This window comes from Streptomyces sp. NPDC007084 (assembly GCF_040703595.1).
In the GTDB taxonomy this organism is placed as follows: domain Bacteria; phylum Actinomycetota; class Actinomycetes; order Streptomycetales; family Streptomycetaceae; genus Streptomyces.
Genome location: NZ_JBEYFY010000015.1, coordinates 21,291 through 47,699, shown reverse-complemented (window position 1 = coordinate 47,699; position 26,409 = coordinate 21,291). Strand labels below are relative to the sequence as shown.

Annotated in this window: 19 protein-coding genes, 1 tRNA gene, 1 pseudogene and 1 riboswitch; of the genes and pseudogenes, 4 read left to right on the top strand and 17 right to left on the bottom strand. The window is 72.3% G+C overall.

Features of this window, described 5'->3' with window-relative positions:
- Positions 1–86: 86 nt before the first annotated feature.
- Positions 87–172, bottom strand: a tRNA-Leu gene (locus tag AB0912_RS15295).
- Between the two features lie 407 nt (positions 173–579).
- Between AB0912_RS15295 and AB0912_RS15290 the strand changes: the two genes are divergently transcribed.
- Positions 580–1,350, top strand: a complete 771-nt coding sequence (locus AB0912_RS15290) for an ABC transporter ATP-binding protein (protein ID WP_366699640.1) — start codon at positions 580–582, stop codon at positions 1,348–1,350.
- Between the two features lie 262 nt (positions 1,351–1,612).
- Positions 1,613–4,141, top strand: a complete 2,529-nt coding sequence (locus AB0912_RS15285; RefSeq protein WP_366699638.1) for an ABC transporter permease — start codon at positions 1,613–1,615, stop codon at positions 4,139–4,141.
- A 140-nt stretch (positions 4,142–4,281) separates the two neighbouring features.
- Here AB0912_RS15285 and AB0912_RS15280 read toward each other — a convergent pair whose 3' ends face one another.
- The 9 genes from AB0912_RS15280 to AB0912_RS15240 all read right to left on the bottom strand — a co-directional run bounded on the left by AB0912_RS15280 (position 4,282) and on the right by AB0912_RS15240 (position 15,437).
- Positions 4,282–5,571, bottom strand: coding sequence for a cyclopropane-fatty-acyl-phospholipid synthase family protein (locus AB0912_RS15280; RefSeq protein WP_366699636.1), 1,290 nt, complete (start codon positions 5,569–5,571; stop codon positions 4,282–4,284).
- 362 nt (positions 5,572–5,933) lie between these two features.
- Positions 5,934–7,328 carry an NAD(P)/FAD-dependent oxidoreductase gene (locus tag AB0912_RS15275; protein WP_366699634.1) on the bottom strand — a complete coding sequence of 465 codons (1,395 nt, stop codon included), beginning with the start codon at positions 7,326–7,328 and terminating at the stop codon, positions 5,934–5,936.
- Between the two features lie 431 nt (positions 7,329–7,759).
- On the bottom strand, positions 7,760–8,701 hold the full coding sequence (locus AB0912_RS15270) for a Ppx/GppA phosphatase family protein (protein WP_366699632.1): 942 nt from the start codon (positions 8,699–8,701) through the stop codon (positions 7,760–7,762).
- Positions 8,698–9,357, bottom strand: coding sequence for a DUF501 domain-containing protein (locus AB0912_RS15265; RefSeq protein WP_366699630.1), 660 nt, complete (start codon positions 9,355–9,357; stop codon positions 8,698–8,700). Before AB0912_RS15265 ends, AB0912_RS15270 begins: the two co-directional genes overlap by 4 nt.
- Positions 9,358–9,397: 40 nt before the next feature.
- The gene (locus AB0912_RS15260) at positions 9,398–9,874 is read right to left on the bottom strand and encodes a septum formation initiator family protein (RefSeq protein ID WP_366699628.1); all 477 of its coding nucleotides are present in this window, start codon (positions 9,872–9,874) and stop codon (positions 9,398–9,400) included.
- A 231-nt stretch (positions 9,875–10,105) separates the two neighbouring features.
- Positions 10,106–11,392 carry a phosphopyruvate hydratase gene (eno, locus tag AB0912_RS15255; RefSeq protein ID WP_362016006.1) on the bottom strand — a complete coding sequence of 429 codons (1,287 nt, stop codon included), beginning with the start codon at positions 11,390–11,392 and terminating at the stop codon, positions 10,106–10,108.
- Between the two features lie 391 nt (positions 11,393–11,783).
- Positions 11,784–12,494 (bottom strand): transglycosylase family protein, encoded by a 711-nt coding sequence (locus AB0912_RS15250; protein WP_366699626.1) that lies wholly within the window; start codon positions 12,492–12,494, stop codon positions 11,784–11,786.
- A 4-nt stretch (positions 12,495–12,498) separates the two neighbouring features.
- A riboswitch (cyclic di-AMP (ydaO/yuaA leader) is annotated at positions 12,499–12,689 on the bottom strand.
- A 183-nt stretch (positions 12,690–12,872) separates the two neighbouring features.
- The gene (locus AB0912_RS15245; protein ID WP_366699624.1) at positions 12,873–13,904 is read right to left on the bottom strand and encodes a transglycosylase family protein; all 1,032 of its coding nucleotides are present in this window, start codon (positions 13,902–13,904) and stop codon (positions 12,873–12,875) included.
- Positions 13,905–14,141: 237 nt separating this feature from the next.
- A complete protein-coding gene (locus tag AB0912_RS15240) occupies positions 14,142–15,437 on the bottom strand; it encodes a cytochrome P450 (RefSeq protein WP_366699622.1) in 1,296 nt (431 codons plus the stop codon).
- A 157-nt stretch (positions 15,438–15,594) separates the two neighbouring features.
- Between AB0912_RS15240 and AB0912_RS15235 the strand changes: the two genes are divergently transcribed.
- Positions 15,595–16,800: a globin domain-containing protein gene (locus tag AB0912_RS15235; protein WP_366699620.1), complete on the top strand. Its 1,206-nt coding sequence runs from the start codon at positions 15,595–15,597 to the stop codon at positions 16,798–16,800.
- Positions 16,801–16,813: 13 nt separating this feature from the next.
- Here AB0912_RS15235 and AB0912_RS15230 read toward each other — a convergent pair whose 3' ends face one another.
- From AB0912_RS15230 to AB0912_RS15205, 6 genes are all read right to left on the bottom strand, one after another.
- Positions 16,814–17,875 carry a nucleoside triphosphate pyrophosphohydrolase gene (locus AB0912_RS15230; RefSeq protein ID WP_366699618.1) on the bottom strand — a complete coding sequence of 354 codons (1,062 nt, stop codon included), beginning with the start codon at positions 17,873–17,875 and terminating at the stop codon, positions 16,814–16,816.
- A 254-nt stretch (positions 17,876–18,129) separates the two neighbouring features.
- Positions 18,130–18,789, bottom strand: coding sequence for a SurA N-terminal domain-containing protein (locus AB0912_RS15225; RefSeq protein WP_366699616.1), 660 nt, complete (start codon positions 18,787–18,789; stop codon positions 18,130–18,132).
- A gap of 226 nt (positions 18,790–19,015) precedes the next feature.
- Positions 19,016–19,843 carry a glycoside hydrolase domain-containing protein gene (locus AB0912_RS15220; RefSeq protein WP_366699614.1) on the bottom strand — a complete coding sequence of 276 codons (828 nt, stop codon included), beginning with the start codon at positions 19,841–19,843 and terminating at the stop codon, positions 19,016–19,018.
- A gap of 157 nt (positions 19,844–20,000) precedes the next feature.
- A complete protein-coding gene (locus AB0912_RS15215; RefSeq protein WP_366699893.1) occupies positions 20,001–21,482 on the bottom strand; it encodes a serine/threonine-protein kinase in 1,482 nt (493 codons plus the stop codon).
- Between the two features lie 38 nt (positions 21,483–21,520).
- Entirely contained in the window at positions 21,521–22,201 is a 681-nt protein-coding gene (locus AB0912_RS15210) for a hypothetical protein (RefSeq protein WP_366699612.1), read from the bottom strand.
- A gap of 332 nt (positions 22,202–22,533) precedes the next feature.
- Entirely contained in the window at positions 22,534–24,561 is a 2,028-nt protein-coding gene (locus AB0912_RS15205) for an N-6 DNA methylase (RefSeq protein ID WP_366699610.1), read from the bottom strand.
- A gap of 385 nt (positions 24,562–24,946) precedes the next feature.
- Between AB0912_RS15205 and AB0912_RS15200 the strand changes: the two genes are divergently transcribed.
- Positions 24,947–25,696: a hypothetical protein gene (locus AB0912_RS15200; protein WP_366699608.1), complete on the top strand. Its 750-nt coding sequence runs from the start codon at positions 24,947–24,949 to the stop codon at positions 25,694–25,696.
- Positions 25,697–25,733: 37 nt separating this feature from the next.
- On the opposite strand, the pseudogene AB0912_RS15195 reads toward AB0912_RS15200, so the two are convergent.
- Positions 25,734–26,348, bottom strand: a pseudogene (locus AB0912_RS15195) (N-acetyltransferase); the annotation flags it as partial.
- Between the last annotated feature and the right edge of the window lie 61 nt (positions 26,349–26,409).

Sequence of the window (26,409 nt, the reverse complement as noted above, 5' to 3'; positions counted from 1 at the left end):
AGGCCGTGTTCCCACCGTGTTCCCAATCACCGAATGAGTGATGGGGGGAATCGGCCGTTCTAGCTGCTCAGGCCGCATATGCGGTGTGGTGCCCGGAGCCGGACTTGAACCGGCACGCCCGCTAGGGGCAGCGAGGTTTAAGCTCGCCGTGTCTGCATTCCACCATCCGGGCAGGCCATGGGCTCCGCATCGAGATTCCGAGCCTATCGGGGCCCGTCCCCCGAACAGCGGGCGGGCGGACCGATGTTGTCTTATTTTATTGACGTCTGAGGGTGCATCAGCACCCGGTACCGGCCATCAGCACTTGCCAACAGCGTTTCCGACGGACTCGGCCCTCGTGTACGGAATGACGGAATTTCACCGTCCGGGCCTGAGCAGCCGCGACGTCCGTCCCGGAGATCCCTCAGGGCACCTCCGTCATCCCCAGGTATGACGCGATCCCTCCCGGTGCGACCGGAGTCTGCCTCCGGAACCGGAACAGCGGGTGACTACAGCGCGCGGATCGGCGCGGACGATGGAATCCGTCCCTCACCACCGCACGTACACGTCTCGTCGTCATCCCGACAGGAGCACCCGCCCGTGACCACCACCCCCCTCGCCGGCACCGGCACCGCCGTCGCAGCCCGCGCCACGGAACTGTCCAAGGTCTATGGCCAGGGCGAGACCCAGGTGGTCGCCCTCGACCAGGTCTCCGTCAGCTTCCGGCAGGCCGAGTTCACCGCGATCATGGGCCCCTCCGGCTCGGGCAAGTCCACGCTGATGCACTGTGTGGCGGGCCTGGACACCTTCTCCTCGGGCTCGGTGCGCATCGGCGACACCGAACTCGGCTCCCTCAAGGACAAGCAGCTCACCAAGTTGCGCCGGGACAAGATCGGCTTCATCTTCCAGGCGTTCAACCTGCTGCCGACGCTGACCGCCCTGGAGAACATCACCCTCCCGATGGACATCGCGGGCCGCAAGCCCGACAAGCAGTGGCTGGACACCGTGATCGGGATGATCGGCCTCGCCGACCGGCTCGGTCACCGGCCGTCCGAGCTTTCCGGCGGCCAGCAGCAGCGTGTCGCCGTGGCCCGGGCCCTCGCCTCCCGGCCCGACATCATCTTCGGCGACGAGCCGACCGGAAACCTCGACTCGCGTTCCGGCGCCGAGGTCCTCGGCTTCCTGCGCAACTCCGTACGGGAGTTGGGGCAGACCGTGGTGATGGTGACCCACGACCCGGTGGCCGCCGCCTACGCGGACCGCGTCGTCTTCCTCGCCGACGGCCGGATCGTCGACGAGGTGTACGAGCCGACCGCCGACTCGGTCCTCGACCGTATGAAGCAGTTCGACGGGAAGGGCCGCACGAGCTGACCCGGAGAGGACCGGCCGTCCGGCCGCCCCGTTCGTCGTCTCGGCCGTCACCTCGGCCGTCTCCCGGCCGTCACCTCGGCCGTCACCTCGGCCGTCACCTCGGCCGTCTCCCGGCCGTCACCTCGGCCGTCTCCCGGCCGTCTCCCGGCCGTCATCTCTGCCGTCACCAGGCGCCCCCGCACACCCCCTGTGCCCTCCCCTCTCCTCCCCTGCCCTTCCCTGCCCGCCGCCCCCACCCCCGGCCCCCTGGACTGAGAAACCCATGTTCCGTACCGCCCTGCGCACCGTGCTCGCGCACAAGGCCAGGCTCCTGATGACCGTGCTCGCCGTGCTGCTCGGCGTGGCGTTCGTGTCGGGGACCCTGGTCTTCACCAACACCATCTCGGACGCCTTCCAGAAGAGTTCCGCCAAGGGCTTCGACCAGGTCGACGTCGCCATCCGGCCGAAGAGCGCCGCGGACGAGGGCGACACCGTCGGCAAGACCTCCAAGCTGACCCGGCCGCTGCTCGACAAGGCGGCCAGGGTGCCGGGGGCCGCCTCCGCGATCGGCGTGATCAACGGCTTCACCGCCGTCGCCGACAAGGACGGCAAGCTCATCGGCGGCGGCTTCGAGTCGCAGGGCGGCAACTACTGGGGCGACAAGGACCCCCGCTACCCGCTGACGGCCGGTCACGCCCCGCGCGGCGCCGGCGAGGTCGCGCTCGACGCCGGGACCGCCGAGCGCGCCGGCTACCGGGTCGGCGACACCGTCCGCCTGTCGGTGGACGGGCCGGTCCTCAAGCCCGTCCTCACCGGCGTCTTCACCACCGACGACGGCAACGTGGCCGCCGGCGGCAGCCTCGCCCTGTTCGACACGGCGACCGCCCAGAAGCTGTTCCACTCGGTCGGCTCCTACGACGAGATCGACGTCCGGGCCGCCCCGGGCACCAGCCAGACCGCGCTGCGCGCCGCGCTCGGCACCGTCGTACCGAAGGACGTCGCCTCCACGACGACCGGGCAGCGGCTCGCTGACGACCAGGCCGAGCAGATCTCCGCGTCGATGAGCGGGATGAAGACGGGCCTGCTGGTCTTCGCCGGGATCGCCCTGTTCGTCGGCACGTTCATCATCGCGAACACCTTCACCATGCTGGTCGCCCAGCGCACCAAGGAGCTGGCGCTGCTGCGCGCGGTCGGCGCCTCCCGCCGCCAGGTCACCCGGTCGGTGCTGATCGAGGCGTTCGTGGTCGGCGCGGTCGCCGCCGTCGCCGGACTCGTCGCGGGTATCGGCATCGGCGCCGGGATGCGTTCCCTGATGGGCGCGTTCGGCGCCACGGTCCCGGACGGCCCGCTCGTGGTGTCGCCCGGCACGGTCGCCACCGCGCTGCTGGTCGGCGTCCTCATCACGATGCTCGCCGCCTGGCTGCCCGGCCGCCGGGCCGCGAAGATCCCGCCGGTCGCCGCGATGAGCAGCGTCCACGCGCAGGCGACGACGAAGTCCCTGGTGCTGCGGAACACGATCGGCGCCCTGTTCGCGGCGGCCGGTGTCGCCGTCGTCATGGCCGCGACGAGGATGGACGGCTCGGACGGCCAGGTCCCGATGGGCTTCGGCGCGGTCCTGCTCATCATCGGCGTCTTCGTCCTCACCCCGCTGCTGTCCCGTCCGCTGATCGCCGCGGCGGCTCCGGTGCTGCGCGTCTTCGGGATCTCCGGGAAGCTGGCCCGGCAGAACTCGGTGCGCAACCCGCGCCGTACGGCGGCCACCGCCTCGGCGCTGATGATCGGCCTGACCCTGATCACCGGCATGACCGTGATGGCGGGCAGTCTGCAGAAGTCGATCGACAAGATGGCCGGTTCGGCGATCAGCGCGGACTACGTCGTCTCGATGGCGAACGGCAACGCGCTCTCCCCCGACGTCGAGAAGAAGCTCTCCGGGGTCGGCTCGGTCACCGACGTCAGCCCGCTGCGCACCGCGCCCTCGCGTGTCGACCGGGAGACCGAGTACCTCACCGGGGTGAACGGCGCGGCCATCGGCAAGCTCACCGATCTCACCGTCAAGGACGGCTCGTTCAGGGTCGGCGGCCCCCGCGTGGTGGTCGACGCGGACACCGCCGCCTCGCACCACTGGAAGGCCGGCTCCGCCTTCCGCGTCTCCTACGAGGACGGGAGGAGTCAGAACCTGACCGTCTCCGGGGTCTACGAGGGCAACGAGCTGATCCAGGGGATCATCCTGGACAACGCCACCCTCGCCCCGCACCAGAGCCGGGTGTCCGACACACAGGTCATGGTGAAGACGGCGGGCGGCGCCTCGGACGCGGCGAAGAACCGGCTGGAGAAGGCGCTCGGCGACAACCCGGCGATCATGGTCCAGGACAAGCAGGACCTCTCCGACAGCATCGCCCGGATGTTCACGCTGATGCTGAACATGCTCTACGGGCTGCTCGCGATGGCGGTGATCGTCGCGGTCCTCGGGGTCATCAACACCCTCGCGATGTCGGTCTTCGAGCGCTCGCAGGAGATCGGCATGCTCCGCGCGATCGGCCTGGACCGCAAGGGCGTCAAGCGGATGGTCCGCCTGGAGTCCCTGGTCATCTCGCTGTTCGGCGGTGTCCTCGGCATCGGGCTGGGCGTGTTCTTCGGCTGGGCGGCCGGTGAACTGCTCGGCAGCAGGATGGCGACGTACGAACTGGTGCTGCCCTGGGGGCGGATGGCGGTGTTCCTGCTCCTCGCCGCGGCGGTCGGCGTCCTCGCGGCCCTGTGGCCGGCCCGCCGCGCGGCCCGCCTGAACACGCTGACGGCCATCAAGTCGGAGTGACCGCCGGTCGGTTCTCCCGGCTGCTACGAGGGTGAGGGCCCCGTTCCCGATCGGGAACGGGGCCCTCACCCTTGGCCGTACAGGCTCACCCCCGGCCCGGTTCCGCGTTCCAGGCGGCCCGGTTCTGCCTTCCGGGCGGCTCAGTTCCAGGTGCGCGCCCGCAGCGGCATCCCGGAGGCTCCCGTCGCCTCGGGGGTCTTCACCGCCAGGACCTGGTTGACGCCGATGCTGTTGTGCTCGAAGGCGAGCGCGCTGGCCGCCATGTACAGCCGCCAGACGCGGGCCCGGCCGGGGCTGGTGAGCCGGACGGCGCGGGTCCAGTCGGCCTCCAGGTTGGCGACCCAGCGGCGCAGGGTGAGCGCGTAGTGCTCGCGGAGGGACTCGACGTCCCGCACCTCGAACCCGGCCCGCTCCAGTTGCGTGACGGTCGAGCCGATGGGCGCGAGTTCGCCGTCGGGGAAGACATAGGCGTCGATGAACTCGTCCACGGCGTATGCCGATTCGTCGCGCTGAGGGCGGCGGCCGATCTGGTGGTTGAGCAGCCGTCCGCCCGGCCGGAGCAGCCGGTTCAGGACCTCGGCGTACTCCAGATAGCGCTCGGCGCCGACGTGTTCGGCCATGCCGATGGAGGAGATCGCGTCGAAGGGCCCGTCGGTGACGTCCCGGTAGTCCTGCACCCGGATCTCCACCTTGTCCGTCAGACCCTCGTCGGCGACCCGCTTGCGGGCGTAGGCGGCCTGCTCCTGCGACAGCGTCACCCCGACCACAAAGACGCCGTGCTCGCGGGCCGCGTGGATGGCCATCGAACCCCAGCCGCAGCCGACGTCCAGCAGGCGCTGACCGGGCTTCAGGTCGAGCTTGCGGGCGACGAGTTCGAGCTTGTCGCGCTGGGCGTCCTCCAGGGTGCCGCCGTCCCGCCAGTAGGCGCACGAGTAGACCATCGACGGGCCGAGGACGATCTCGTAGAAGTCGTTGCCGACGTCGTAGTGGTGGCTGATGGCGCGTCTGTCGCTGCGCCTGGTGTGCAGATGGCGGCGCCTGCGGGTCTCCTCGGCGGGCGGCGCGGGCGGCAGCGGCGGCCCGGCCAGCTTCACCAGCCCGCGTACGGCGGCGCGCACGTCCGGGTCGCGCAGGGCCTCACCGAGTCCGCGCGCGTCCTCGCCGCGCTCCCAGATCAGCCCGGACATCCGGTCCAGGGCGGTGTACAGGTCGCCCTCCACGGTCAGGTCGCCGGAGACCCAGGCGCGGGCGAGGCCCAGCTCGCCGGGCTTCCACAGCAGGCGGCGCAGGGCACGGCGGTTGCGCACCACGAGGGCGGGGGCGTCGGGCGGGCCGGCTTCGGAACCGTCCCAGGCGCGGATGCGCAAGGGGAGCGGCGCTCCCGTCAACTGTTCGACAAGGCTCTTCAGCCGCGGCGCGGCGTCCTGCATCACGTGCACCTCCGAGACAACGCTCCCGAACGCTCCGACACCACGTAAACACCTACCCACCCGCCGCGCAGTCCCCTCCCCGCGTCACGGCTTGGCAAAATGCGTGTACATTGCATGCACTTTGGCCGGGTCCATCCCTTTGTCCGACTCCGCCGCCCGCCCCCGCAGCCCCTTCAGGCATCCTCGGCCCCCTCGGCCTCCTCCGTCTCCTCAGTCCCCTGAGCCCCCTGAGTCTCTTCAGTCTCCTCAGACCCCTTCAGCCCCCCGCGCAGTCCGGAAACGCCGAAGGGGCCGCCCGCACCACGGATGGCGGGCGGCCCCTTCGGGGCGTGCGGTGACCTCAGGCCGTCAGCGGGCCTCGGTCAGGAGGCCTTGGCCTTCTCCTCGGCCTTGGCGGCGGGCGCCGGGGCGGCGGCGGCCGGGGCGGGCTTGGCGGCCTCGTAGAACTCCTCGCGCGGCGTCTCGATGGCGCCGAGCGAGACGACCTCGCGCTTGAGGAACATCGCGAGCGTCCAGTCCGCGAAGACGCGGATCTTGCGGTTCCAGGTCGGCATGGCCAGACCGTGGTAGCCACGGTGCATGTACCAGGCGAGACGGCCCTTGAGCTTGATCTTCATCTTGCCCATGACGATCATCGCGACGCCCTTGTGGAGGCCGAGACCGGCCACCGCGCCCTTGTTGGAGTGCGCGTACTCCTTCTGCGGGAAGCCCCGCATGCCGGAGACCACGTTGTCGCCGAGGACCTTGGCCTGGCGCAGCGCGTGCTGGGCGTTCGGCGGGCACCAGGCGTTCTCGACGCCGGCCTTGCGGGCGGCCATGTCCGGCACCTGGGCGTTGTCGCCGGCGGCCCAGATGTAGTCCGTGCCCTGCACCTGGAGGGTGGTCTGGGTGTCCACGTGGCCGCGCGGGCCGAGCGGCAGACCGAAGCGGGAGAGGACGGGGTTCGGCTTGACGCCGGCCGTCCACACGATCGTGTTGGAGTCGACCTCGAGGCCGTTCTTCAGCACCACGTGGCCGTCGACGCAGGAGTCCATGGAGGTGGAGAGGTAGATCTCCACACCGCGGCTCTCCAGGTGCTCCTTGCCGTACTGGCCGAGCTTGGGACCGACCTCGGGAAGGATCTTGTCCGCGGCGTCGACCAGAATGAAGCGCATGTCCTCGCGGGACACGCTGCTGTAGTACTTGGCCGCGTCGCGGGCCATGTCCTCGACCTCGCCGATGGTCTCGGCTCCGGCGAATCCGCCGCCCACGAAGACGAAGGTCAGCGCCTTGCGGCGGACGTCCTCGTCCGTGGTGGAGTCGGCCTTGTCGAGCTGTTCGAGGACGTGGTTGCGCAGGCCGATGGCCTCCTCGATGCCCTTCATGCCGATGCCCTGCTCGGCAAGGCCGGGGATCGGGAAGGTGCGGGAGACCGCGCCCATCGCGATGACGAGGTAGTCGAAGGGCAGCTCGTACGCCTCGCCCACGAGGGGGGCGATCGTGGCTACCTTGCGGTCCTGGTCGATGGTGGTGACCCGGCCGGTGAGGACCTCCGCCTTCGGCAGCACGCGTCGCAGCGGGACGACGACGTGCCGAGGGGAGATGCTGCCGGCGGCGGCTTCGGGGAGGAAGGGCTGGTAGGTCATGTACGACCGGGGGTCGACGACCGTGACGGTCGCCTCTCCGTAGCGCATCTTCTTGAGAATGCGCCGAGCTGCGTACAGGCCTACGTACCCACCGCCTACTACGAGGATCCTGGGACGCTCCGTGGTGCTCATGCCATCGAGTATCCACCCGGTCATGGGGGGTCGCTCGTGCGCCCCTTCACAAGGTTTGACAGGGGGTCTGCTACACTGCGCGGCCCGCGTGAGCGAGGTCACGCTCCCCGAAGGGAACCAGCGGGCGGTTCGTACCCTTGTCAACACCGCGTGAGCTGCACTCCGACCCGTTCGGCCCGGTACGCGACTCCCCTGTTTCACCGGCCGGAAACGCGGCCGCAACGCGCCGTTGAGCCCTCACGCGGACCGTCCGGCCCCCACTCGGGGGCCCATCCGGCCCCTTCCACGCCCAGCAGGGGTTTTTTCCTTGTGAAGAACTTCACGAACTTTCCCGGCGAGGTGTGTCCGAGGGGCTCCCGCGACCCCCTCGGACGCGCTCATACGCCGCCCCACCTGCTCAGGAGAGGCGCCCGGCGAGCGGTGCGGCGGCCCTACGCCACCGACCACGCGATGCCGTCGAGGATGTCGTGCTCGCTCACCACGACCTCCCGGGCGCCGGTGCGCTCCATGATCGACAGGAGGACGAGGGCGCCCGCCGCGATCACGTCGACGCGGCCCGGATGCAGGGACGGCACGGCCGCGCGCTCGGCGTGGGTGGAGCGCAGCAGCCACTCGGTGACCTCGCGGACCCGGTCGACGCCGACCCGCGAGTGATGGATGGCGGCGGGGTCGTAGGCGGGCAGTTCCTGGGCGATGGCCGAGACGGTGGTGACCGAGCCCGCCAGGCCGACGAGCGTGCGCGCCTCGGCCAGCGGGACGGTCAGCGCGGCGAGGTCGAGAGCGGCCTCGATGTCGGCGCGCATGGCGGCGATCTGCCCGGCGGTGGGCGGGTCGGTGACCGCGCCGTCGTGCACGAGGTGCCGCTCCGTCATCCGTACGCAGCCGATGTCCACCGAGCGGGCCGCGCGCACCCGGTCGGCGCCGACCACGAACTCCGTGGAGCCGCCGCCGATGTCCACGACCAGGTAGGGCCTGGCGAGGTCGTCGCTGCCCTTCAGCTCGCGGGTCGCGCCGGTGAAGGAGAACTCGGCCTCCTGGTCCCCGCTGATGACCTCGGGCTCGACGCCGAGGATGTCGAGGACGCCGCGGACGAAGTCGGCGCGGTTCTCGGCGTCCCGGGAGGCGGAGGTGGCCACGAAGCGGACCCGCTCGGCACCGTGCTCCTTGATGACCCCGGCGTACTCGCGGCAGGCGGCGAAGGTCCGCTCCAGCGCCTCCGGCGCGAGCCGCCCGGTCCGGTCGACGCCCTGGCCGAGCCGTACGACGGTCATCCGGCGGTCCAGGTCGGCCAGTTCCCCGGTCCGCGGGTCGGCGTCGGCGACCAGCAGCCGGATCGAGTTCGTACCGCAGTCGACGGCGGCGACGCGGGTCACCGGCCCTCACCCCCGTGGGAGTCGGCGGCCACGTCGGACCCGTCGGTCCCGCCGGTCCCGTCGGTCTCGGCGGGCCTGAAGGCGAAGTGGCCGGTGCCGTCCGGTGTCGTCTCCGTCTGCCACCCCTCGCCGGCCGGCGCGCCGGGGACCGTCACGCACGCCCCCTTGCGCCACCACTCGGGCAGCATGGCGATGGTCTCGTCGCCGAGCGGGTTCACGCCGGGGCCCGCGGCCAGCGAGTGGGCGACCAGGACGTGCAGGCACTTCACCCGGTCCGGCATGCCGCCCGCGCTCGGGAAGCCCGCCAGGACCTCGATGGCGTCACGGCGCGCGATGTAGTCCTCGTGGGCGGCGCGGTAGGCGGCGGCCAGTTCGGGGTCGGTGGCGAGCCGCTCCGTCATCTCCTTCATGACCCCGTTGGCCTCCAGCGTCCCGATCGCGGACGCGGCCCGCGGGCACGTCAGGTAGTACGTGGTCGGGAAGGGGGTGCCGTCGGGGAGGCGGGGCGCCGTCTCCACCACGTCCGGCTGTCCGCACGGGCAGCGGTGCGCGATCGCGCGCAGTCCGCGCGGCGGCCGGCCGAGCTGCTGCTTGAAGGCCTCGACGTCGGCCTCGGTGGGCTCGGTGCGCGCGGTGGTCGGCGGTGGCGTTTCCATGCCGTGAGTCACGTGTCTTTCTGGTCAGTTCAGGGGTTCGTCACTGGTCGGCGGCGTCGGACTTGTCCACGCCGTCCCAGACGTTGGTGTACCAGGGGCGGTCGGCGGCGCCCTGGCCGGCGCGGGCCTGCTTCGCCGGGTCCGGGTCGACCACCACGTAGCCGGTCTCGCCGGGCATCACGTAGTGCAGCCGCTGCCGGATCTGCTGCTCGGCGTACGCGTCGTCCTGCCAGCGCGCCTTCAGGTCGCGGAGCTGTTCGACCCGCTGCCGGGCCTGCTCCTGGCGGTGCTCCAGGTCGGCGACCTCGGCGCGCTGGGAGACGTACTGCCGCATCGGGTAGGCGAGCGCGACGATCAGGGAGCACAGGACGAGCGCGAGCAGCGCGGCCCGGCCGGTGAGCCGGGAGCGGCGGGCCTGCCGTTTGGTCTGGGAGCGGTAGACCCGGGCCGCCGTCTGCTCGCCGAGCAGTCTGAGCCTGGTCGAGGTGGAGAACCGGTCCCGGTCCTTCACGGCCATGAGTCCCGCCTCCCCAGTACCCGGCCCGCCGTGTGCGGGGCCGTCACGTGCGTACGTCCCCGCACACGGTACGGGACCGAGTACGGGGACGTACGGACGACGCTGCCCAAGCGGGCGGGCGGCTGGTGCCCAGCCCGCGAGGCGGCTCCGCCCATGGAGCGGATCAGCCCGCGAGGCGGCTCAGCCGATGAACCGGATCAGCCCGCGAGGCGGCTCAGCTCGTGGAGCGGATCAGCCCTTGAAGCGGGGGAACGCGCTGCGGCCGGCGTAGACCGCGGCGTCGTCGAGGATCTCCTCGATGCGCAGGAGCTGGTTGTACTTGGCGACGCGGTCCGAGCGGGCCGGGGCGCCGGTCTTGATCTGACCGCAGTTCACCGCGACCGCGAGGTCGGCGATGGTGACGTCCTCGGTCTCGCCGGAGCGGTGGGACATCATGCACTTGAAGCCGTTGCGCTGGGCCAGCTCGACGGCGTCCAGGGTCTCGGTCAGCGAGCCGATCTGGTTGACCTTGACGAGCAGGGCGTTGGCGGAGCCCTCCTCGATGCCGCGGGCCAGGCGCTCCGGGTTGGTGACGAAGAGGTCGTCGCCGACGATCTGGACCTTGTCGCCCAGCTTGTCGGTGATGACCTTCCAGCCGGCCCAGTCGTCCTCGTACAGCGGGTCCTCGATGGAGACGAGCGGGTACGCGGAGACCAGCTCCTCGTAGTACTCGGTCATCTCGGCGGCCGAGCGGGACTTGCCCTCGAACTCGTACTTGCCGTCCTTGTAGAACTCGGACGCGGCGACGTCGAGCGCGAGCGCGATCTGCTCGCCGGGGATGTAGCCGGCCTGCTTGATGGCCTCGACGATGAGGTCGAGGGCGGCGCGGTTGGACTCCAGGTTCGGGGCGAAGCCGCCCTCGTCGCCGAGGCCGGTGGACAGGCCCTTGGTCTTCAGCACCTTCTTGAGGGTGTGGTAGACCTCGGCGCCCCAGCGCAGCGCCTCGGAGAAGGACTCCGCGCCGATCGGGGCGATCATGAACTCCTGGATGTCGACGTTGGAGTCCGCGTGCGACCCGCCGTTGAGGATGTTCATCATCGGAACGGGCAACAGGTGCGCGTTCGGGCCGCCCAGGTAGCGGAACAGCGGCAGGTCCGAGGCCTCGGAGGCGGCGTGCGCGACGGCGAGCGAGACGCCGAGGATGGCGTTGGCGCCGAGCGAGCCCTTGTTGTCGGTGGCGTCCAGGTCGAACATGGCCTGGTCGATCAGGCGCTGCTCGGTGGCGTCGTAGCCGACCAGCTCCGGGCCGATCTGCTCGATGACGGCGAGGACGGCCTTCTCGACACCCTTGCCCTGGTAACGGTTGGGGTCACCGTCGCGCAGCTCGATGGCTTCGAAGGCACCGGTGGAGGCGCCGGACGGAACGGCGGCACGACCCGTGCTGCCGTCGTCGAGGCCGACCTCGACCTCGACCGTGGGGTTGCCTCGGGAGTCCAGGATTTCCCGGGCTACGACGACGTCGATGGACGGCACGAGCATCTCCTTCTGGGATGTGACGCGAATACGCAGGGCTTGGCTAGTCCTGCGGGACGAGCCTAACCGGCCCGGGGGGATCGGCCAGCCGATCGACCACCCCTTGGGCAGAACTCGGGGTAAATATTGTTCCCGATCGGAACAAAAACGAAATGAAAAACCCCGCTCCGGCGCGTACGGGGGAACACGCGCCGGAGCGGGGAGCCCGGAGCCGCCGGGCCGGGACGTGCCCGCCGTCCGCCGAGGGCGGGCACGTCCGGCCGGAGCGGCCTCGATCGGTGGCGGTCCGGGGTGCGGCCCCCGTCGGCCGGAGTACCGGGGTACGGCCCGGGCCGGCGAAGGCCCGGAGTACCGGGGTACGGCCTCGGCCGGCGAAGGGCCGGGGGTGCCGCCTGGATCAGCGCAGGTGGAGCTGCTGGCCCGGGAAGATGAAGTCGGCGTCGTCGATGATGTCGTGGTTCAGCTTGAACAGCTTCTGCCAGCCGCCCTTGACGTGGTGCTTCTGGGCGATCGAGCTGAGGGTGTCACCCTTGACGACCTTGTACTCGCCGTCGCCCTTCTTGACCTTCTTGCCGGTCGGGGTGGTGACGGTCTTCTTGGCGGCCGGGCGCTCCTGCGAACGGGAGGCGGGCTGCTCGGTGGTCCGGGTGCTGTGCGACGCGCTCGGCGCCGAGGAGCCGGAGGAGGCCGAGGGCTCCGAGGGGGCCGCCGGGGCGGAGTCGCCGCCGCTGTACGCGGCGCCGGACAGGCCGGTGCCGCAGGTCGGCCAGGCGCCCTTGCCCTGCGCGGCGAGGACCTTCTCGCCGACGGCGATCTGCTGCGACTTGGAGGCCTGGTCGGCGGTGGGGGCGTAGGCGGTGCCGCCGTACGCGGCCCAGGTGGAGGACGAGAACTGCAGGCCGCCATAGTAGCCGTTGCCGGTGTTGATCGACCAGTTGCCGCCGGACTCGCACTGGGCGACGGCGTCCCATTCGGAGCCGGTCGCGGCGGAGGCGCTGCCCGCGGCCATCAGCGGGGCGGCGATGGCGACACCGGTGACTCCGGCGAGCGTGGCGACACGGGTGGCCTTGTTCGGGCGGCGGTGCTTGCCCTTGCTGGAAAACAGCATCGAGTGATCCCCTCACCGACGCCTGCGAGGTGAGCTGTCGGGTTCGGGCCGGTTGAGTTGCCCGGCCGCACGGTCACGGTCCCTTGCGGAACCGCGGCGCGCGGCTTTACCCCAAGCCGTCCCCGGGTGTCTCTCAACTCCCGTTCGCGGCGCTTACCTTGGGTCCCCCGCTCCTGCCTACGGCGCTTGACGCGACGACTGTTCCCGTACGGCCGCTGGCAGGATTCGGCGTTGCGACCGTCGGGGCCCGCTGTGGCGAGCGATCACGACCGTAAGCAGTGGGCCGCCTGATTTTCAAAGACGATCAGGGCTTCTGAGACTCATGTCTCACTCGCGCCAAACCGGACATTCACGAGCGAACCATGACGTGAACTCCCGCTACTTTTCGACCGTTTCGCCATCAAGAGCAAGGCTCTGACCGGGCAGGATGACGTCCGGATCGGCGCCCACGGTCTCCTCGTTCGCGGCGTACAGCCCGGTCCATCCGTCCTCGAGGTCAAGGGCGTCGGCGATCGCCCACAGGCTGTCGCCGGCGCGCACGACGTAGGTGCCGTCGGCGGCCTCGCGGGAGCCGTCCGAGCCGCGCGAGGCGTGGCGCCCGGAGGCGCTGTCGGGCCGGCTGTCGCCGACGGCGTCGGCCGCGTCCTCGTCGGCGCTGCCGCCGCGATGCCGTCCGGGGGTGGCGGACGTCTCGTCGGAGGGCTCCGAAGAGGTGCCGCTCCGGCCGGACTTGCCCGACTTGCCCGACTCGTCATCGTCGGCCTTGGGCGTGCCGGAAGCATCCGGATCGTCCGCTTCGTCCGTACCCGCCGAGGGGTCGGACTTGGTGGTGTTACCGGTCGCCTTCGGGGAGGCGGTGTCGCTCGAACCGGACGAGTCCGACGACCCGGATGATTCCGACGAGTCCGTGGAGGTGCCGGCGGACGCCCCGGTGGACGGGGAGGCGCCGGGCGAGGTGGACAGGCCGGAGGTGCCGGCGGTGTCGTCGTCCGACGCGGCGTCACCCATGCCCGTGTCGACGTCGACCCCGGCCGAGTCCTTGCTGAGCCCGGAGAGCGGTCCGCAGGTCGGCCACGCCTTGAGTCCCTGCCCGTCGAGCACCTTCTCGGCGACGGCTATCTGCTGCGAGCGGCTGGCCTGGTCGGGGCTCGGCGCGTATTCGAGGCCGCCGTACGTCTCCCAGTTGTCCTGGGTGAGCTGGAGGCCGCCGTAGTAGCCGTTGCCGTTGTCGGCGCTCCAGGCGCCGCCGCTCTCGCACTCGGCGACCCGGTCCCAGGTGGTCCCGTCGGCCGCGCTCGCGCTCGTCGCCCCGAGGAGCGGGATCGCGATGGCCGACCCGGTCACGCCTGCGGCGACGATGAGGGCCGGGGCCTGACGGGGGCGCCGGTGACGGCCGTTCCCGGAGAGCATGCGGAAGCCTTTCGCGTGACAACGGGGTGACTACGGCACCTACGGCGAAGTGATGAGCGCCGGGGCCGCGTTGATGGGTGAAGGTAGCCGGACTCGAACGCTTGTCACAAGTCGATGCAGCGCAGATCACGTGAAGATCACAGTTATGACGGCGTGTCAGTTGACGTCGCCCGCCGGACCGCTCGGCCGAACGCCCTTCCCGCGCCCGCGCACCCCTCTGCGGCACCGCCGCCCCGGCTACCCGGATGAACCGGTTCCGGACTGTCCGACCGGGGTGAACTCGACCGGAAGCGTGCGCAATCCGCGCATAATGAGCCCGCCGCGCCAGCGCAAATCGGCCGAATCTCCAGCGAGTTGGAGGTCGGGAAGGCGGGTGAGGAGGGTGGCGAGCGCGGTCTGCCCCTCCAGCCGGGCGAGCGGCGCGCCCAGGCAATAGTGGATGCCGTGGCCGTAGCCGAGGTGCTGATTGTCACGCCGGGACAGATCGAGGACGTCCGGCCGCTCGAAGCGCTCGGGATCGCGGTCGGCTGCGGCGAGCACGACGAGCACCGGGTCACCGGCCGCGATGTCCTGCCCGCCGATCCGCACGTCCTCGGTCGCGAACCGCCAGGTGGCCAGCTCCACCGGCCCGTCGTAGCGCAGGAGTTCCTCCACCCCCGTCTCCAGCAGTCCGCTCTCCCCGGCCGCCAGGGAGGCCTGGAGGCGGGCCCGCTGCTCCGGGTGGGTCAGCAGCGCGTACAGCCCGTTCCCGATCAGGTTGACCGTGGTCTCGAAGCCGGCGAACAGCAGGATGAAGGCCATCGCGGCGGCCTCGTTCTCGGTGAGGTGCTCGCCGTGGTCGGAGGCGCGGATGAGCCCGGAGATGAGGTCCTCCCCGGGTGCGGGCTCGGCGGGCAGCGCCTGGCGCTTGCGGTGGATCAGCTCGGCGAGATAGCCGCGCATCTTCTTCACCGACCGGGCCACCCCGCCGCGCGGGCCGCCGCCGTGCCGGATCATCATCCCCGCCCAGTCCCGGAAGTCGTCCTGGTCCTCCCGGGGGACGCCGAGCATGTCGCAGATGGCGTAGATGGGGAGCGGGAACGCGAACTCGTGGATGAGGTCCGCCGACCCCTTCTCCGCGAACCGGTCGATGAGGTCGTCCGTCAACTCCTGCACCCGCGCGGAGAATTCGGCCACGCGCCTGGGGGTGAACGCCTTGCTGACGAGCCGGCGCAGCCGGGTGTGGTCCGGTGGGTCGATGTTCAGCAGATGCGTCATCAGCTCGGCCTTGCGCTCCCCCGGGATACCGGTCTTGCCCTTGGCGTGCGCGGGCTCGTCGTGATGCGCGGGGTTCTTGGAGAGCCGCTGGTCGGCGAGGGTCTGCCGGGCGTCGGCGTACCGGGTGACGAGCCAGGCCTCGACCCCGCTGGGCAGCCGCGTGCGGTGCACCGGCGCGTGTTCCCTGAGCCAGGCGTACGCCGGGTAGGGATCGGTGGCGAACTCCCAGGTGAAGAGTTCGGGGGCTCGGCTCGCGGGGGTCTGGTGCTCGGTCACTCCCCGACCGTATCCGCAGCGCGCCCGAACGCCGGGGCGGGCCGGTGCGGGGGCGGGCCGGCGTGGACACGGCGACGCGGTCGTCCGGTTCACCCCGGGCTGTCCGCACATCGGAGACTGTTTGACTCGGCCGCGCGGCAGCTCCCACATTCACGCAGTGGACCCCGAAATACTCAAGTCCAGCTTCGCGGTCGTGGAACGGCGGGCCGAGTTCGCCGTCAAGTACTTCTACGCGCACCTGTTCCGGCACCACCCGGACATCCGCGCGCTGTTCCCGACGGACTTCCCCGAGGACATGGAACGCCAGCGGGACCGGCTGTTCGCGGCGCTGACCTTCGTCATGGACCGCCTCGACGATCCGGGGCTGCCCGACTACCTGCGCGACCTCGGGCGCGACCACCGCAAGTACCTGGCCCAGCCGGACCACTACGCGGCGGTCGGGGCGAGCCTGATCGCCGCGTTCGCCGCCGTCGCCGGCTCCGCCTGGCGCGGGGAGACCGAGAAGGCCTGGTCGGAGGCGTACGGGGCGATCGCGAACATCATGCTCCAGGGCGCCTGGGAGGCCCAGCACCACGGGGAGCCGCCCTGGTGGGACGCGGAGATCGTCGCCCGTACCCGGCACGGCGACGACCTCGTGGTCCTCACCCTGCGCCCCCGGCAGCGCCTCACCTACACCGCCGGCCAGTACGTCAGCGTCAACATGCCGCATCTGCCGGGCATCTGGCGCCCCTACTCGCTCGCCAACGCGCCCCGGCCGGACCGCACGGTCGACCTGCACGTCAGCCGGGTCGAGGGCGGGGTGCTCTCGACCGCCCTCGTCCGGCAGGCCCGGGTGGGGGACGTGCTGCGGCTCGGGGCGCCCGGCGGCGGCCTCACCCTGCGGACCCCGGCGGACCGGCCCCTGACGCTGATCGCGGCCGGCACCGGCTGGGCGCCCGTGAAGGCCCTGCTGGAGCGGCTCGAACCCGCCCACGAGGCCCGCCTGTTCCTCGTCGCCCGCGATGTCGCCCACCTGTACGACCAGCCGGCCGTGGACGGCCTGCGGGACCGGCTGCCCGGCCTCACCGTCACCTACATCACGCCGGCGCCCGGCCGCCCCAAGGCCCAGGCGACCGAACGGCTGCTGACCGCGCTCGGCAACCGGGCGGGCTGGACCCGGCACGACGTCTATCTCGCGGGCCCGCCCGACCTCGTCCAGGAGGTCGCCGAGACGCTGCCCTCCCTCGGCACCCCGGCCGGCCGGCTCTTCCACGACCTGCTGCCGCCGGCCGGCGGGGGCCGCCCGCTGGGCGCTGCGGAGTGGCTCCTCGACCGCCCCCGGCCGAGCTGGCACAACCCGGCGGGCCGCGCCCCGGAGGCCTGAACTCCCGTCCCGCTCAGGCGTCTTCGGACTCCGGACGCGCGGCCTGCGCCCCGGCCCGCTCCCGCGCGAGGATCGCGTCCCGGTAGGCCCGGGCCGCCGCCCGCAGCGCGGCCTCCGGGTCCACACCGGCCGCCTCGGCGCGCGCCGCGATGGCCAGCAGCTCGTATCCCACTCCGTCACCGGCGGGCAGCGGCACGTCGAGGCCCGCCGTGCGCGCCCGGGAGGACAGCTTCGCCGCCAGCGCCAGGCCGGGCTGGCCGAGCGGGACGCCCTCGGTGACGGAGGTGCGCCGCTTCTCCACGGCCTTGGTGCGCAGCCAGTGCTCCTTGACCTCCTCGGGGGTCGTCGCCGTCGCGTCGCCGAACACGTGCGGGTGGCGGTGGATCAGCTTGGCGACGATGCCGCCCGCCACGTCGTCCACGGAGAACGGCGCCTCCTCGTCCTCCTCGGCGATCCGGGCGTGGAAGACGACCTGGAGCAGGACGTCCCCCAGCTCCTCGCGCAGTTCGTCCCGGTCGCCGTCCTCGATCGCCTCGACCAGTTCGTACGCCTCCTCGATGCCGTACTTCGCCAGGCCCTGGTGGGTCTGCCGGGACGACCAGGGGCATTCGAGGCGGATGCGGTCCATCACCTGCACGAGGTCGAGGAGGCGGGCGCCCGGCAGGTCGTAGGAGGCGGGGAGCAGCTCCAGGTCCGGCATCCGGACGCGTCCCGAGCCGGCCAGCCGGGCCAGGCCGTCGGTGAGCCGGGGCTCGCCCTCGCCGGTGGCGACGACGACCAGGGACCGGCCGCCCGCGCAGGCGTCGACCAGGTCCTCGGCGGCCGGGGACACCTCGTCCACGGTGATGCCGGCCTCGCGCAGATACGGCACCTGGGGGTGCGCGCCGTCGGCGCACAGCACCCGGTCCGCGCCGTGCAGCGCCTGCCAGGCGGGCCAGGACAGCAGGCCGGGGGCGACGCGGTGGCTGGTGGTGAGCAGGACGATGCGGCCCGGGCCGGTGGCGGCGGGGTCCGGGCCGGTGGGCGTGGGGCCGGGGTCGGCGGGGGCGTCCTCGGAGCTGCTGGTTGCGTTCACCCCTCGAACGTAACCCACGCCTCCGACGACCCCGGAAGTTGTCCACAGGGGCCGCCGGGAGCAAGCGCGGCGCCCGACGCGAGGGCGGTTCGCCGAGAGCCGCGCAGGCGCCTAGCGGGTGCGGGGCGCCTGCCGGATGCGAGGGTGGCGCGCCGAGAGCCGCGCAGGGGCCCGCCGGGTGCGGGGGCGGCTCGCCAGGTGCGGGCGAGCGCCGGGGGCGGGGGCGGCTCACCAGGTGCGGGCGAGCGCCGGGGTCACGTCGTCTGCTGGGTGCCCGGCGCCGAGACCTCGCGCAGCCAGGGGGTCTTCGCGTCGACCCGGCTGCTCTTCTGCACGTCCCAGGCGCCGTAGCGCGGGTTCAGGTCGACGTGGAGCTGCTTGGAGGCGGTGGACATGGCCTTCCAGAAGGCGGCCTTGCCGTCGGTGGTGTTCATGTCGGCGCCGAGCGCGGCGGCGAGCTTCTGCGCCTCGATCTCGGTGCGCAGGCTGTCGTCGAGCCGCTTGGGGGCGACGCCGTAGTTCTGCAGCCAGGCCGTCTCCAGCGCCTTCGAGCCGCCGGCCTGCTGTTCGAGGGAGGCCCGCATCTGCTGGGAGTCCTTGCGGGTCACGGTCACGCCGGCGTTCCGGGCCGCCCGGTCGAGGACGCGGTCCAGGACCATGCCGTGCAGGGTGTCGCGGGTGAGCGTGCCGGTCTTGGCGATGGCCTGCTCGTACTGCGTGTCGTCCTTGGTGGCGGCGCGCTGCGCGGAGCGCACCTCGTTCACCCGGCTCTCCAGTTGGGCGACGGTGATCCGCTGCCCGCCGACGACCGCCGCGGCGCCCGGGTGGGCGTCACTGCCGCAGCCGGTGAGGAGGGGGGCCGCGGCGACGATCGCGGCGGAGAGGACGAGCGCGGTGCGACGGCGGCGGTGCAAGGAAGCCTCCCGAGGAGATTGTGCGGCGGTGCACAAAGTCTTGCGGTGATCGATGGTAGGCAGTGGCAGGCCTCCCGGCCAGCCATTCGACCAACGATTCACGACGACTTCGGGCACCGCCGCACCCCACATCGCGATCAGCCCGTGATCACGGTCGGGCTCACGGTCGCCCTCAAGGTCGGGCTCACGGTCGCGCTCATGGTCGCGGCCACGGTGGCGAGGACGGTCAGCCCGTGATCGCGACCGGCGCGTCCCACGCGTCCCGGTCCACGGTGATCGTGTAGCCGCCGCGGCTCTCCTTGCTGTTGACCATGTACTGGTGGGCGCGGCTGTGGTTGGTGAACTGCGCCGGGTCCCACGGCCAGTCGCTCGTCGTGGTGTTCTTCTTGTCCCACAGCGCGTACCAGAGGTTGCCCGGCAGGTCCGTCTTGTCGCCCGCGGTGGCGATCGCCTTGGCGCTGGAGCTGGTGAAGCCGTAGTAGCCGGTGCGGTAGGTCTTGGCGTGCAGCGCCTTGTCGAAGGCCCGCACATACGTCAGCACCGCGTCGTTGCACGCCTTGTTCGTGAGGTCGTACGGCTCCATGTCGAGGTAGACGGGGCTGCCGGCCTTCATGCCGAGGGCGGAGGCCTTGGCGACCGCGTCCGCGCCGTCGCTCGCGCCGAGGGAGGCGGCCGTCGCCGGGGTCATCTTCTCGGGGCTGTTCCCGGTCTGGCAGGACGGCTGGGCGCCCACGTACAGGGGGATCAGTTTCCAGCCCTGGGCGCTGACCGACTTCACCCAGGAGGCGGTCAGGTTGGGCTGGGCGCAGCCGCGGTTCTTGCCGCCCACGTAGACGGCGGCGGCGCCGTAGAAGCCGGTGTGCCAGGCCTTCATCGCGGCCACGGAGGGCGCGGCGCAGGTGTCGAAGGCGCGGCCGGTGAAGGTCCGCTGCGCGGGCCACGCGGGCGCGGCCATCGAGGTCTGCGCGGCGATCCCCGCTCCGGCGACGACCGCGGCACCGGCCGCGGCCCAGGCCACGTATCTGCGCTTCTTGGAATGCCGATGGCTGGACATGAAAATTCCCACCCCATGGTTCAACGGGTTCAACTGGCGAACGGATCTGGCGAGTTCAACGGGTCTGGCTGTGACGGCTGGTGATGCTGGTCCGGCGGGTCCGGCGGGTCCGGCGGGTCCGGCGGGTCCGGCGGGTCCGGCGGTGTGCGCGGCGGGCTCAGCCGCGCACCTGTCCGAGCCACTGGAGCGTACGGCGGATCTCCCCCGCCATCGGATGCCCGGGTCCGCGCAGCCGTTCCACGTCGTGCAGGAGCCGGGCGAGCGTGTCGTGGGCGGCGGCCCGGTCCCCGAGGGCGAGCAGCAGATGGCCCATTCTGCGCCGTACTTCGAGGGAGATCTCCGGGTCCCCGGAGACGTACTGGTTCTCGTAGTACGGCAGCAGCGCGCGGTACTCCGCGAGGGCCGCGGCGGGTTCGCCGAGCTGCTCCAGGCACTGGGCGGCCTCGTAGCGGAAGCGCAGCGACTGGGGGTCGGCGTGGCCCGCCTCGGAGGCGCGCTCGTCGGCGAGCCGGCGCAGCTCGGGCAGCGCGCGCCGGTACTGGCCGTCGTCCATCAACGTGGCCGCGTACTGCTTGCGCAGGGTGCGCACCACGGGCGAGTGCTCGCCGTGTTCGGCCGCGGCGGCCGGGAGGATCGAGCCGAGGATGTCCACGGCCTGGGTGATGCGCCCCTCGCCGAGCAGCCGCTTCACCTCGTCGACGGCGCCCGCCACATCGGGCTTCTCCACCGCGGGCGTGGCCTGCGGCTGGGTCGCCGGGGTCCGCGCCCGGTCCGGCCACGGGGCGTGCGGGCGCAGGAACGGGCGCGTCGGGTCCAGCGGGGCGCCGGTGGGCATACCGCGCGCGGGCAGCAGCGGGAGCAGTTGCTCGTACGTCTCCTGTGCCGAACCCGGCCGGTGCTGCGGGTCCTTGGACAGGAGGCGCAGCACGAGACCCTCCAGTGCGGGCGGCACCTCGGGACGCAGCCGGCGCACCGGCAGCGGCGGCTCGTACAGATGCCGGTGCAGCACGCCGAGCGCGGTCGAACCGGAGAACGGCACGTCCCCGCTGAGCAGTTCGTGCAGCAGCACGCCGAGCGCGTACAGATCGGTGTACGGGCCGACCGCGCCGCCCATCGCCTGCTCGGGGGCCATGTAGGCGGGGCTGCCGATGGGTGATCCGGTGTGGGTCAGCCGTGTGGTGTCGGTGTCCATGACGGAGGCGACGCCCAGGTCGAGGACGGTGACCGTGCCGTCCTGCTTGACCATCACGTTCCGCGGTTTCAGGTCGCGGTGCACGATCGGCACGGCGTGCACCGCGCTGAGTACGGCGCAGAGCTGGGCGGCGACCGCGACGGCCCACTGCCACGGGTACGGGTCGTGTTCGGCGAGGTGGTCGGAGAGGTCCGCCCCGTCGACGTACTGCATGACGAGGAACAGCTCCTCGCCCGCGCTGCCCGCGTCATGGACCGTGACCAGCCCGGGGTGGTCGACCTGCGCGGTCACCCGGCACTCGCGCACGAAGCGGCGGCGCAGCTCGTCGGCCTCCTGGCCGGCCACCTTGTCCGGGCGCAGCAGCTTGACCGCGACCCGCCGGTCCAGGCGCTGGTCGTAGGCCGTCCAGACCTGGCCCATGCCGCCCTGGCCGATGAGCGTGGACAGTTCGTACCGGTCGGCGATCACCCGGCCCGTGGCCACGCTCACCTGGTGTCCCCGCCGTCGCCGCGGCCGTCCCGCTTGCGGAGGTAGTCGCTCAGCTCGTCGAGTTCGGCGCGCACCTGGTCGATCCGCACGGGCGCGGGCCGCTGCGGCGGGGGCGGCACCACGGGCGGACGCGGGAGCGGCGGCTGGGCGACCGGCGGCTGCGGCAGGGGTGTCTGCGGCGGCAGCGGTGTCTGCGGAAGGGGCGTCTGGCGGCGCGGGACCGGCGTGCCGTACGGGGTACCGGTGCCGGCGGACTGCGGGTAGCCGTAGTGGGGGCCCTGGTGCGGGGGCAGGTGGGCGGCCTGGTGCGGGGGCGCGGGGTAGCCGGGCGGGGCGAACCGGCTGTAGTGGCGGACGTCCGCGTACAGGAAGTAGCCCGTGCAGGCTGCCGCGTTGAGCAGCAGGATGATCATCCCGGTGTTGCCGTTCGGACTGCTGAAGTCGTCGGTGTGGTCGGTGCTGAGGAACGCGAAGCTGATCCCCATCGCCAGCAGCGACCCGAGGAAGATCCACCAGTCCACGGCCCGGCGGGTCACCAGCGCGACGCGCAGCGTGGACCCCCACGCCAGGAAGCCGATGCTCAGGAGCGGCAGCGCTCCGAAGATCACGCGCAGCGCGACCAGCAGCCCGGTCGGGGGTCGCCGCGGCGGAGGCGGCTGGTAGCCGTGGCCGTGCATGGCTGCTCCTGAAGGCCTGATGGGGACGGACGTACGAGTTGGAAGTCCGAGCGTATAGGCCGACGAGGACAACCGGTCCCGGGTTGTACCGAACCGTTGTCACGCTGATCACGTCACGTGCCCCGGCGCGCTCCGGGAGCCCGCGCGGGAAGCGGCCGTTCCGCCCGCCCGGGGCGCCGGGGCCACCGTCCTGGAGGCCGGTCGCGGGCGTCCGGGGGCGGTCGCGGGCATCCCGGGGGGCGATCGCGGGCATCCCCCCGAGGGGCGGTCGCGGGTGGGCGTGCCTCTGCCCGGAGGGCCGTTCGGCGCTGACCGTGCCGTCGGCCGGGAGGTCAGTCGGGGGTGACCGTGCCGTCCGTCAGGCCGTCGTACATGCCGCGTACGAGCTGTTCCCCGAGGCGGCCCGCGCGCCGCAGCGCCTCCTCGAACTCGGCCAGCGCGCGGAAACGTTCGCCGTAGCGGCGCTGGTCCTCCAGGGGCAGCCGCGGCAGTTGCAGCCGCCGTACGTCGAGCCGGGTGGCGGTGGAGGCGTAACTGCTGGCCTGCCGGTTGTTGGCGGTGCCGCGCAGGAAGCCGGCCAGGAACCAGGGGTCGAGCGCCTCCCGGTCGGGGCGCAGCAGGGTGAGGTTGCGGCCGAGGACGGCGCCGGCCGTGTCCGCGTCGACCACGCGCGCGACGGAGCCGCCGCCCAGGACGGGGACCACGACGTCGCCCGCCTCGACCAGCACCGCTTCCTCGTCGCCCTCGGGGAGGCTGCCGGAGGGCGCGGTTCCGGCGAGCACGTCGTGGTCGGTGAGGACGGCCGCGCGCGCGGGCGCGCTGTTCCCGCCCGTGCGCAGCAGGAGGGCTCCGCCGCGGGCGAGTTCGCCGACGGTGATCAGCGGCCAGCGGGCGGGGGGCGTGTGGCGGGCCTCGGGGGGCGTGAGGCCGGCGGCGAGCCGCAGGGTCTCCCCGAGGTCCTCGCGCACGCTCGCGAGCCGCTCGGCGCCGCCGCCCGCGGCGGCGGGCGGCAGGTGTCGGGCGGGCGCCAGGTCCACGTCGTCGTCGAGGAGTTCGATGACCGGCACGGAACGGCTGAACCCCGGTTCCTCCCGCGCGCTGCCCGCCCGTTCGAAGGCCCGCCACACGTCGAGCACCGCATCGCGTACGCCCGTCCAGTCGACGGCTCGGTTCTCCCCGGCCGCCGCGCCGGTGTCCACGAGCAGCAACTCCGGCTGCGCGGGCGCCTTCTCCGGCCGCCGCAGCACCCACACGTGCAGCGGGATGTTGTACGGGGGTGCCGCGCCCACCGGCAGCGCGATCACGGCCCGCAGCGCGCCCCGGCGCAGCAGGTCGGCGCGGATACGGCGCCCGGAGCGGCGGGAGGCGGCGGCGGGCGGCATCAGGAGGACGGCGCTGCCGCCGTCGTTGAGACGGGCCAGCGCGTGCTGCACCCAGGCCAGTTCGGATTCGGTGCGGGCCGGGAAGCCGTACTCCCAGCGGGCGTCGTAGGCGAGTTCGTCGTGTCCCCAGTTGCGTTCGTTGAACGGCGGATGGCACAGCACGACGTCGGCGCGGAGCGCGGGATGGGCGTCCGCGCGGAGGCTGTCCCCGGCGGCGGTGCGGACGGCGGCCTTGCCCTGGAGCGCGAGGCGCAGCGCGGAGAGCGCGGCGAGTTCGGGCGCGCTGTCCTGCCCGAACAGTTCCTGTCCGGGGCGTGCGGTCACGGCGCGCAGCAGGGCGCCGGTGCCGCACGCGGGGTCGAGCGCCGTGCGCGCCGGTCCCGCGAGTTCCGCCATCAGCGCGGCGAGTCCGGCGGGGGTGAGCGTGTACTGCCGGGGGTTGGCGTCGAGGTGGCGGCCGAGCAGGAACTCGTAGGTCTGCCGGGCGCCGAGTTCGGCGGCGAGTTCGGCGGCGCCGCGCAACAGGGGGGCGGAGGTGAGCAGTTCGGGGCCGGCGGGGGTGGTCACGGCGCGGTCGCGCGGGGGGCCGAACCTCGGGGTGATCACCTGGTCGAGGGCGGCGGGCAGCAGTGCGGCGAGCCGTTCGTCGGAACCGGCGCTCAGTTCGAGCCAGTCGGTGGGGCGGTCGTTGATGAGCAGTAGCGCGCAGCCGGCGTGGACGAGGGCGGTGACGGGGCCTTCGGGGTGTCCGGCGAGCTGCTGCCAGACGCGTTCGCGGAGCGGGACCTCGGCGAGTTTGCCCTGCTCGCGCAGCCAGGTCTCGACCTCGGCGAGGGCGAAGGAGGGGCTGGTCTCGGTGCCGCCGACCGGTTTGGGGAAGTCGGGGTGGCGGCGGCGCCAGTTGCTGACGGCCGCGCGGCCGACGCCGGCGAGCCGTGCGATTCCGGCGGCGGTCACCTCTGTCGCGTTGTGCTGCACCCGCCCGGCTCCCCTCGTTCTGGTCGGCGACCCCCTGTGAACACCGGCGGCCCGTCGTTTCCCGTACCGCCGCCCCGCCGCGCCGCTGCCCCGACGCTCCGGGGGTTCTCGCACCCCGCCGTTTCCCGCCGTTTCGCGCCGCTTCCGGCTGTTTCGCCGGCCCGGGTCCCGCAGGTGTGACGCCGAGCATACCGGCGGACGCAAGATCTATCCCTTCACAGCCGTGTACACATCGCTACTCGTGAACCGTGTTGACTCGGTTCACAAGCTCTGCTGTTATTGACCCACCGAACGGGCAGCCCGCCGAAGCGAACCGGCCGCCACCGTCCACGTCGGCAACGCCGACAACGCCGACACCTCACCCACACCACGCCAAGGAACTCTCATGCGACGCACCGCACTTGCCGCTCTCTGCCTCGCCGCCGCGGCCACCGCCGGTCTCACCGGCTGCCAGCCGGACGGCACCAAGGCGGACAGCAAGCCGAAGGGTCCGTTCGCCGGTCTGTCTGGAGGCGAGATCGCCGACCGGGCCGTGAAGGCCACCACCGGCGCCACCTCGCTGCGCATGAAGGGCGACGTGCCCGACGACGAGGACGGCGGCAACATCCGGATCGACATGGCCCTCGACAAGAAGGGCGAGTGCGCCGGGACGCTGGGCATGGGCGGCCAGGGCAAGGCCGACCTCGTCAAGACCGGCGACACCATCTACATGAAGTACGACGAGGCGTTCCTGCGCGCCCAGAGCAAGGGCGAGTCCAAGGCCGACACGGACGGCGTCGTGGAGATGCTGGCCGGCAAGTGGACCAAGATGGCCGCGACCGGCTCCGACGCCAAGGACATCGCGGGCTTCTGCGACCTCGACTCGGTGCTCGCCGGCGCGGCGGACGTCAACTCCGACGCCACGCGCGGCAAGACCACCACCGTCGACGGGACCGAGGCGATCATCCTGCACGAGAAGGACGGCAAGGACCGCTACACCCTCTACGTCGCCACCCAGGGCAAGCCCTACCTGCTGCGGGTCGACAGCTCCTCGCCCAAGGACCCGGGCACCCTCACCTTCGGCGACTACGACAAGCCGGTCCCCGCCACCAAGCCCAAGGGCACCATCCTGGACCTGGACAAGCTGGGAAGCTGACGGCCTCCGGCGGGGGTTTCCAGGGCGGGCGTCCGGCTCAACGGGCGTGCCGTACCCACACGTTGGGCTCCACGTACACCGCGTAGCCTCGCCCCGGTTCGCAGTGCACCGGCACCAGGGCGCCGGGCACCTCGACCTGGCCCTCGGTGTCGAAGGGCAGGCCCGTCCAGCCCCGCCACTCCTCCAGCGAGCCCGACACGGTCATGGAAGCCGGCGCCACACTCTCGATCCGGCCGCCCGCCCGCACGTGGACGCGCAGCCACGGGTCGTACGGCAGCCCGTCCGGGCGTTCCCGGAACGCGTACTCCCCCATGGGCGTGGCCGGTTCGAGGTGTTTGGCGCTGGGGCGGACGGGAGCGATCACCTGGCCGAAGCCCAGCGCGCGGGCCGCGTCCCGCATCGCCGAGAGCATCAGCGCCGACAGCCCCCGGCCCTGGACGTGCGGGGCGACGACGATCGAGATGGCACTCACCGTGTCGGGCGGGGTCCCGTGGCGACGGTCGGCGAACGCCCGGGCGAGCACCTCGTCCCAGCCCCGCGCGGGCAGTTCACCCCGCTTCCCGTCCGGGCCGGCCTGTCCGCCGCCGGCGAGGGCCAACGGCACGCTGTAGGCGTGTGCGACGACTTGTCCGTGCTCGTCCTCGGCGAAGAGAGCCGATCCGGCGGCGGGGGCGTCGGCTCAGGTCGCCCTGAGCCGATCCGGCGTCGGCGGG

Bases quoted from the DNA above. Each gene is read 5' to 3' on its own strand.
- AB0912_RS15285 (WP_366699638.1), top strand. From the start codon at position 1,613: ATGTTCCGTACCGCCCTGCGCACCGTGCTCGCGCACAAGGCCAGGCTC.
- AB0912_RS15280 (WP_366699636.1), bottom strand. From the start codon at position 5,571: ATGCAGGACGCCGCGCCGCGGCTGAAGAGCCTTGTCGAACAGTTGACG.
- AB0912_RS15275 (WP_366699634.1), bottom strand. From the start codon at position 7,328: ATGAGCACCACGGAGCGTCCCAGGATCCTCGTAGTAGGCGGTGGGTAC.
- AB0912_RS15265 (WP_366699630.1), bottom strand. From the start codon at position 9,357: ATGGAAACGCCACCGCCGACCACCGCGCGCACCGAGCCCACCGAGGCC.
- AB0912_RS15260 (WP_366699628.1), bottom strand. From the start codon at position 9,874: ATGGCCGTGAAGGACCGGGACCGGTTCTCCACCTCGACCAGGCTCAGA.
- eno (WP_362016006.1), bottom strand. From the start codon at position 11,392: ATGCTCGTGCCGTCCATCGACGTCGTCGTAGCCCGGGAAATCCTGGAC.
- AB0912_RS15250 (WP_366699626.1), bottom strand. From the start codon at position 12,494: ATGCTGTTTTCCAGCAAGGGCAAGCACCGCCGCCCGAACAAGGCCACC.
- AB0912_RS15245 (WP_366699624.1), bottom strand. From the start codon at position 13,904: ATGCTCTCCGGGAACGGCCGTCACCGGCGCCCCCGTCAGGCCCCGGCC.
- AB0912_RS15220 (WP_366699614.1), bottom strand. From the start codon at position 19,843: ATGTCCAGCCATCGGCATTCCAAGAAGCGCAGATACGTGGCCTGGGCC.
- AB0912_RS15210 (WP_366699612.1), bottom strand. From the start codon at position 22,201: ATGCACGGCCACGGCTACCAGCCGCCTCCGCCGCGGCGACCCCCGACC.
- AB0912_RS15200 (WP_366699608.1), top strand. From the start codon at position 24,947: ATGCGACGCACCGCACTTGCCGCTCTCTGCCTCGCCGCCGCGGCCACC.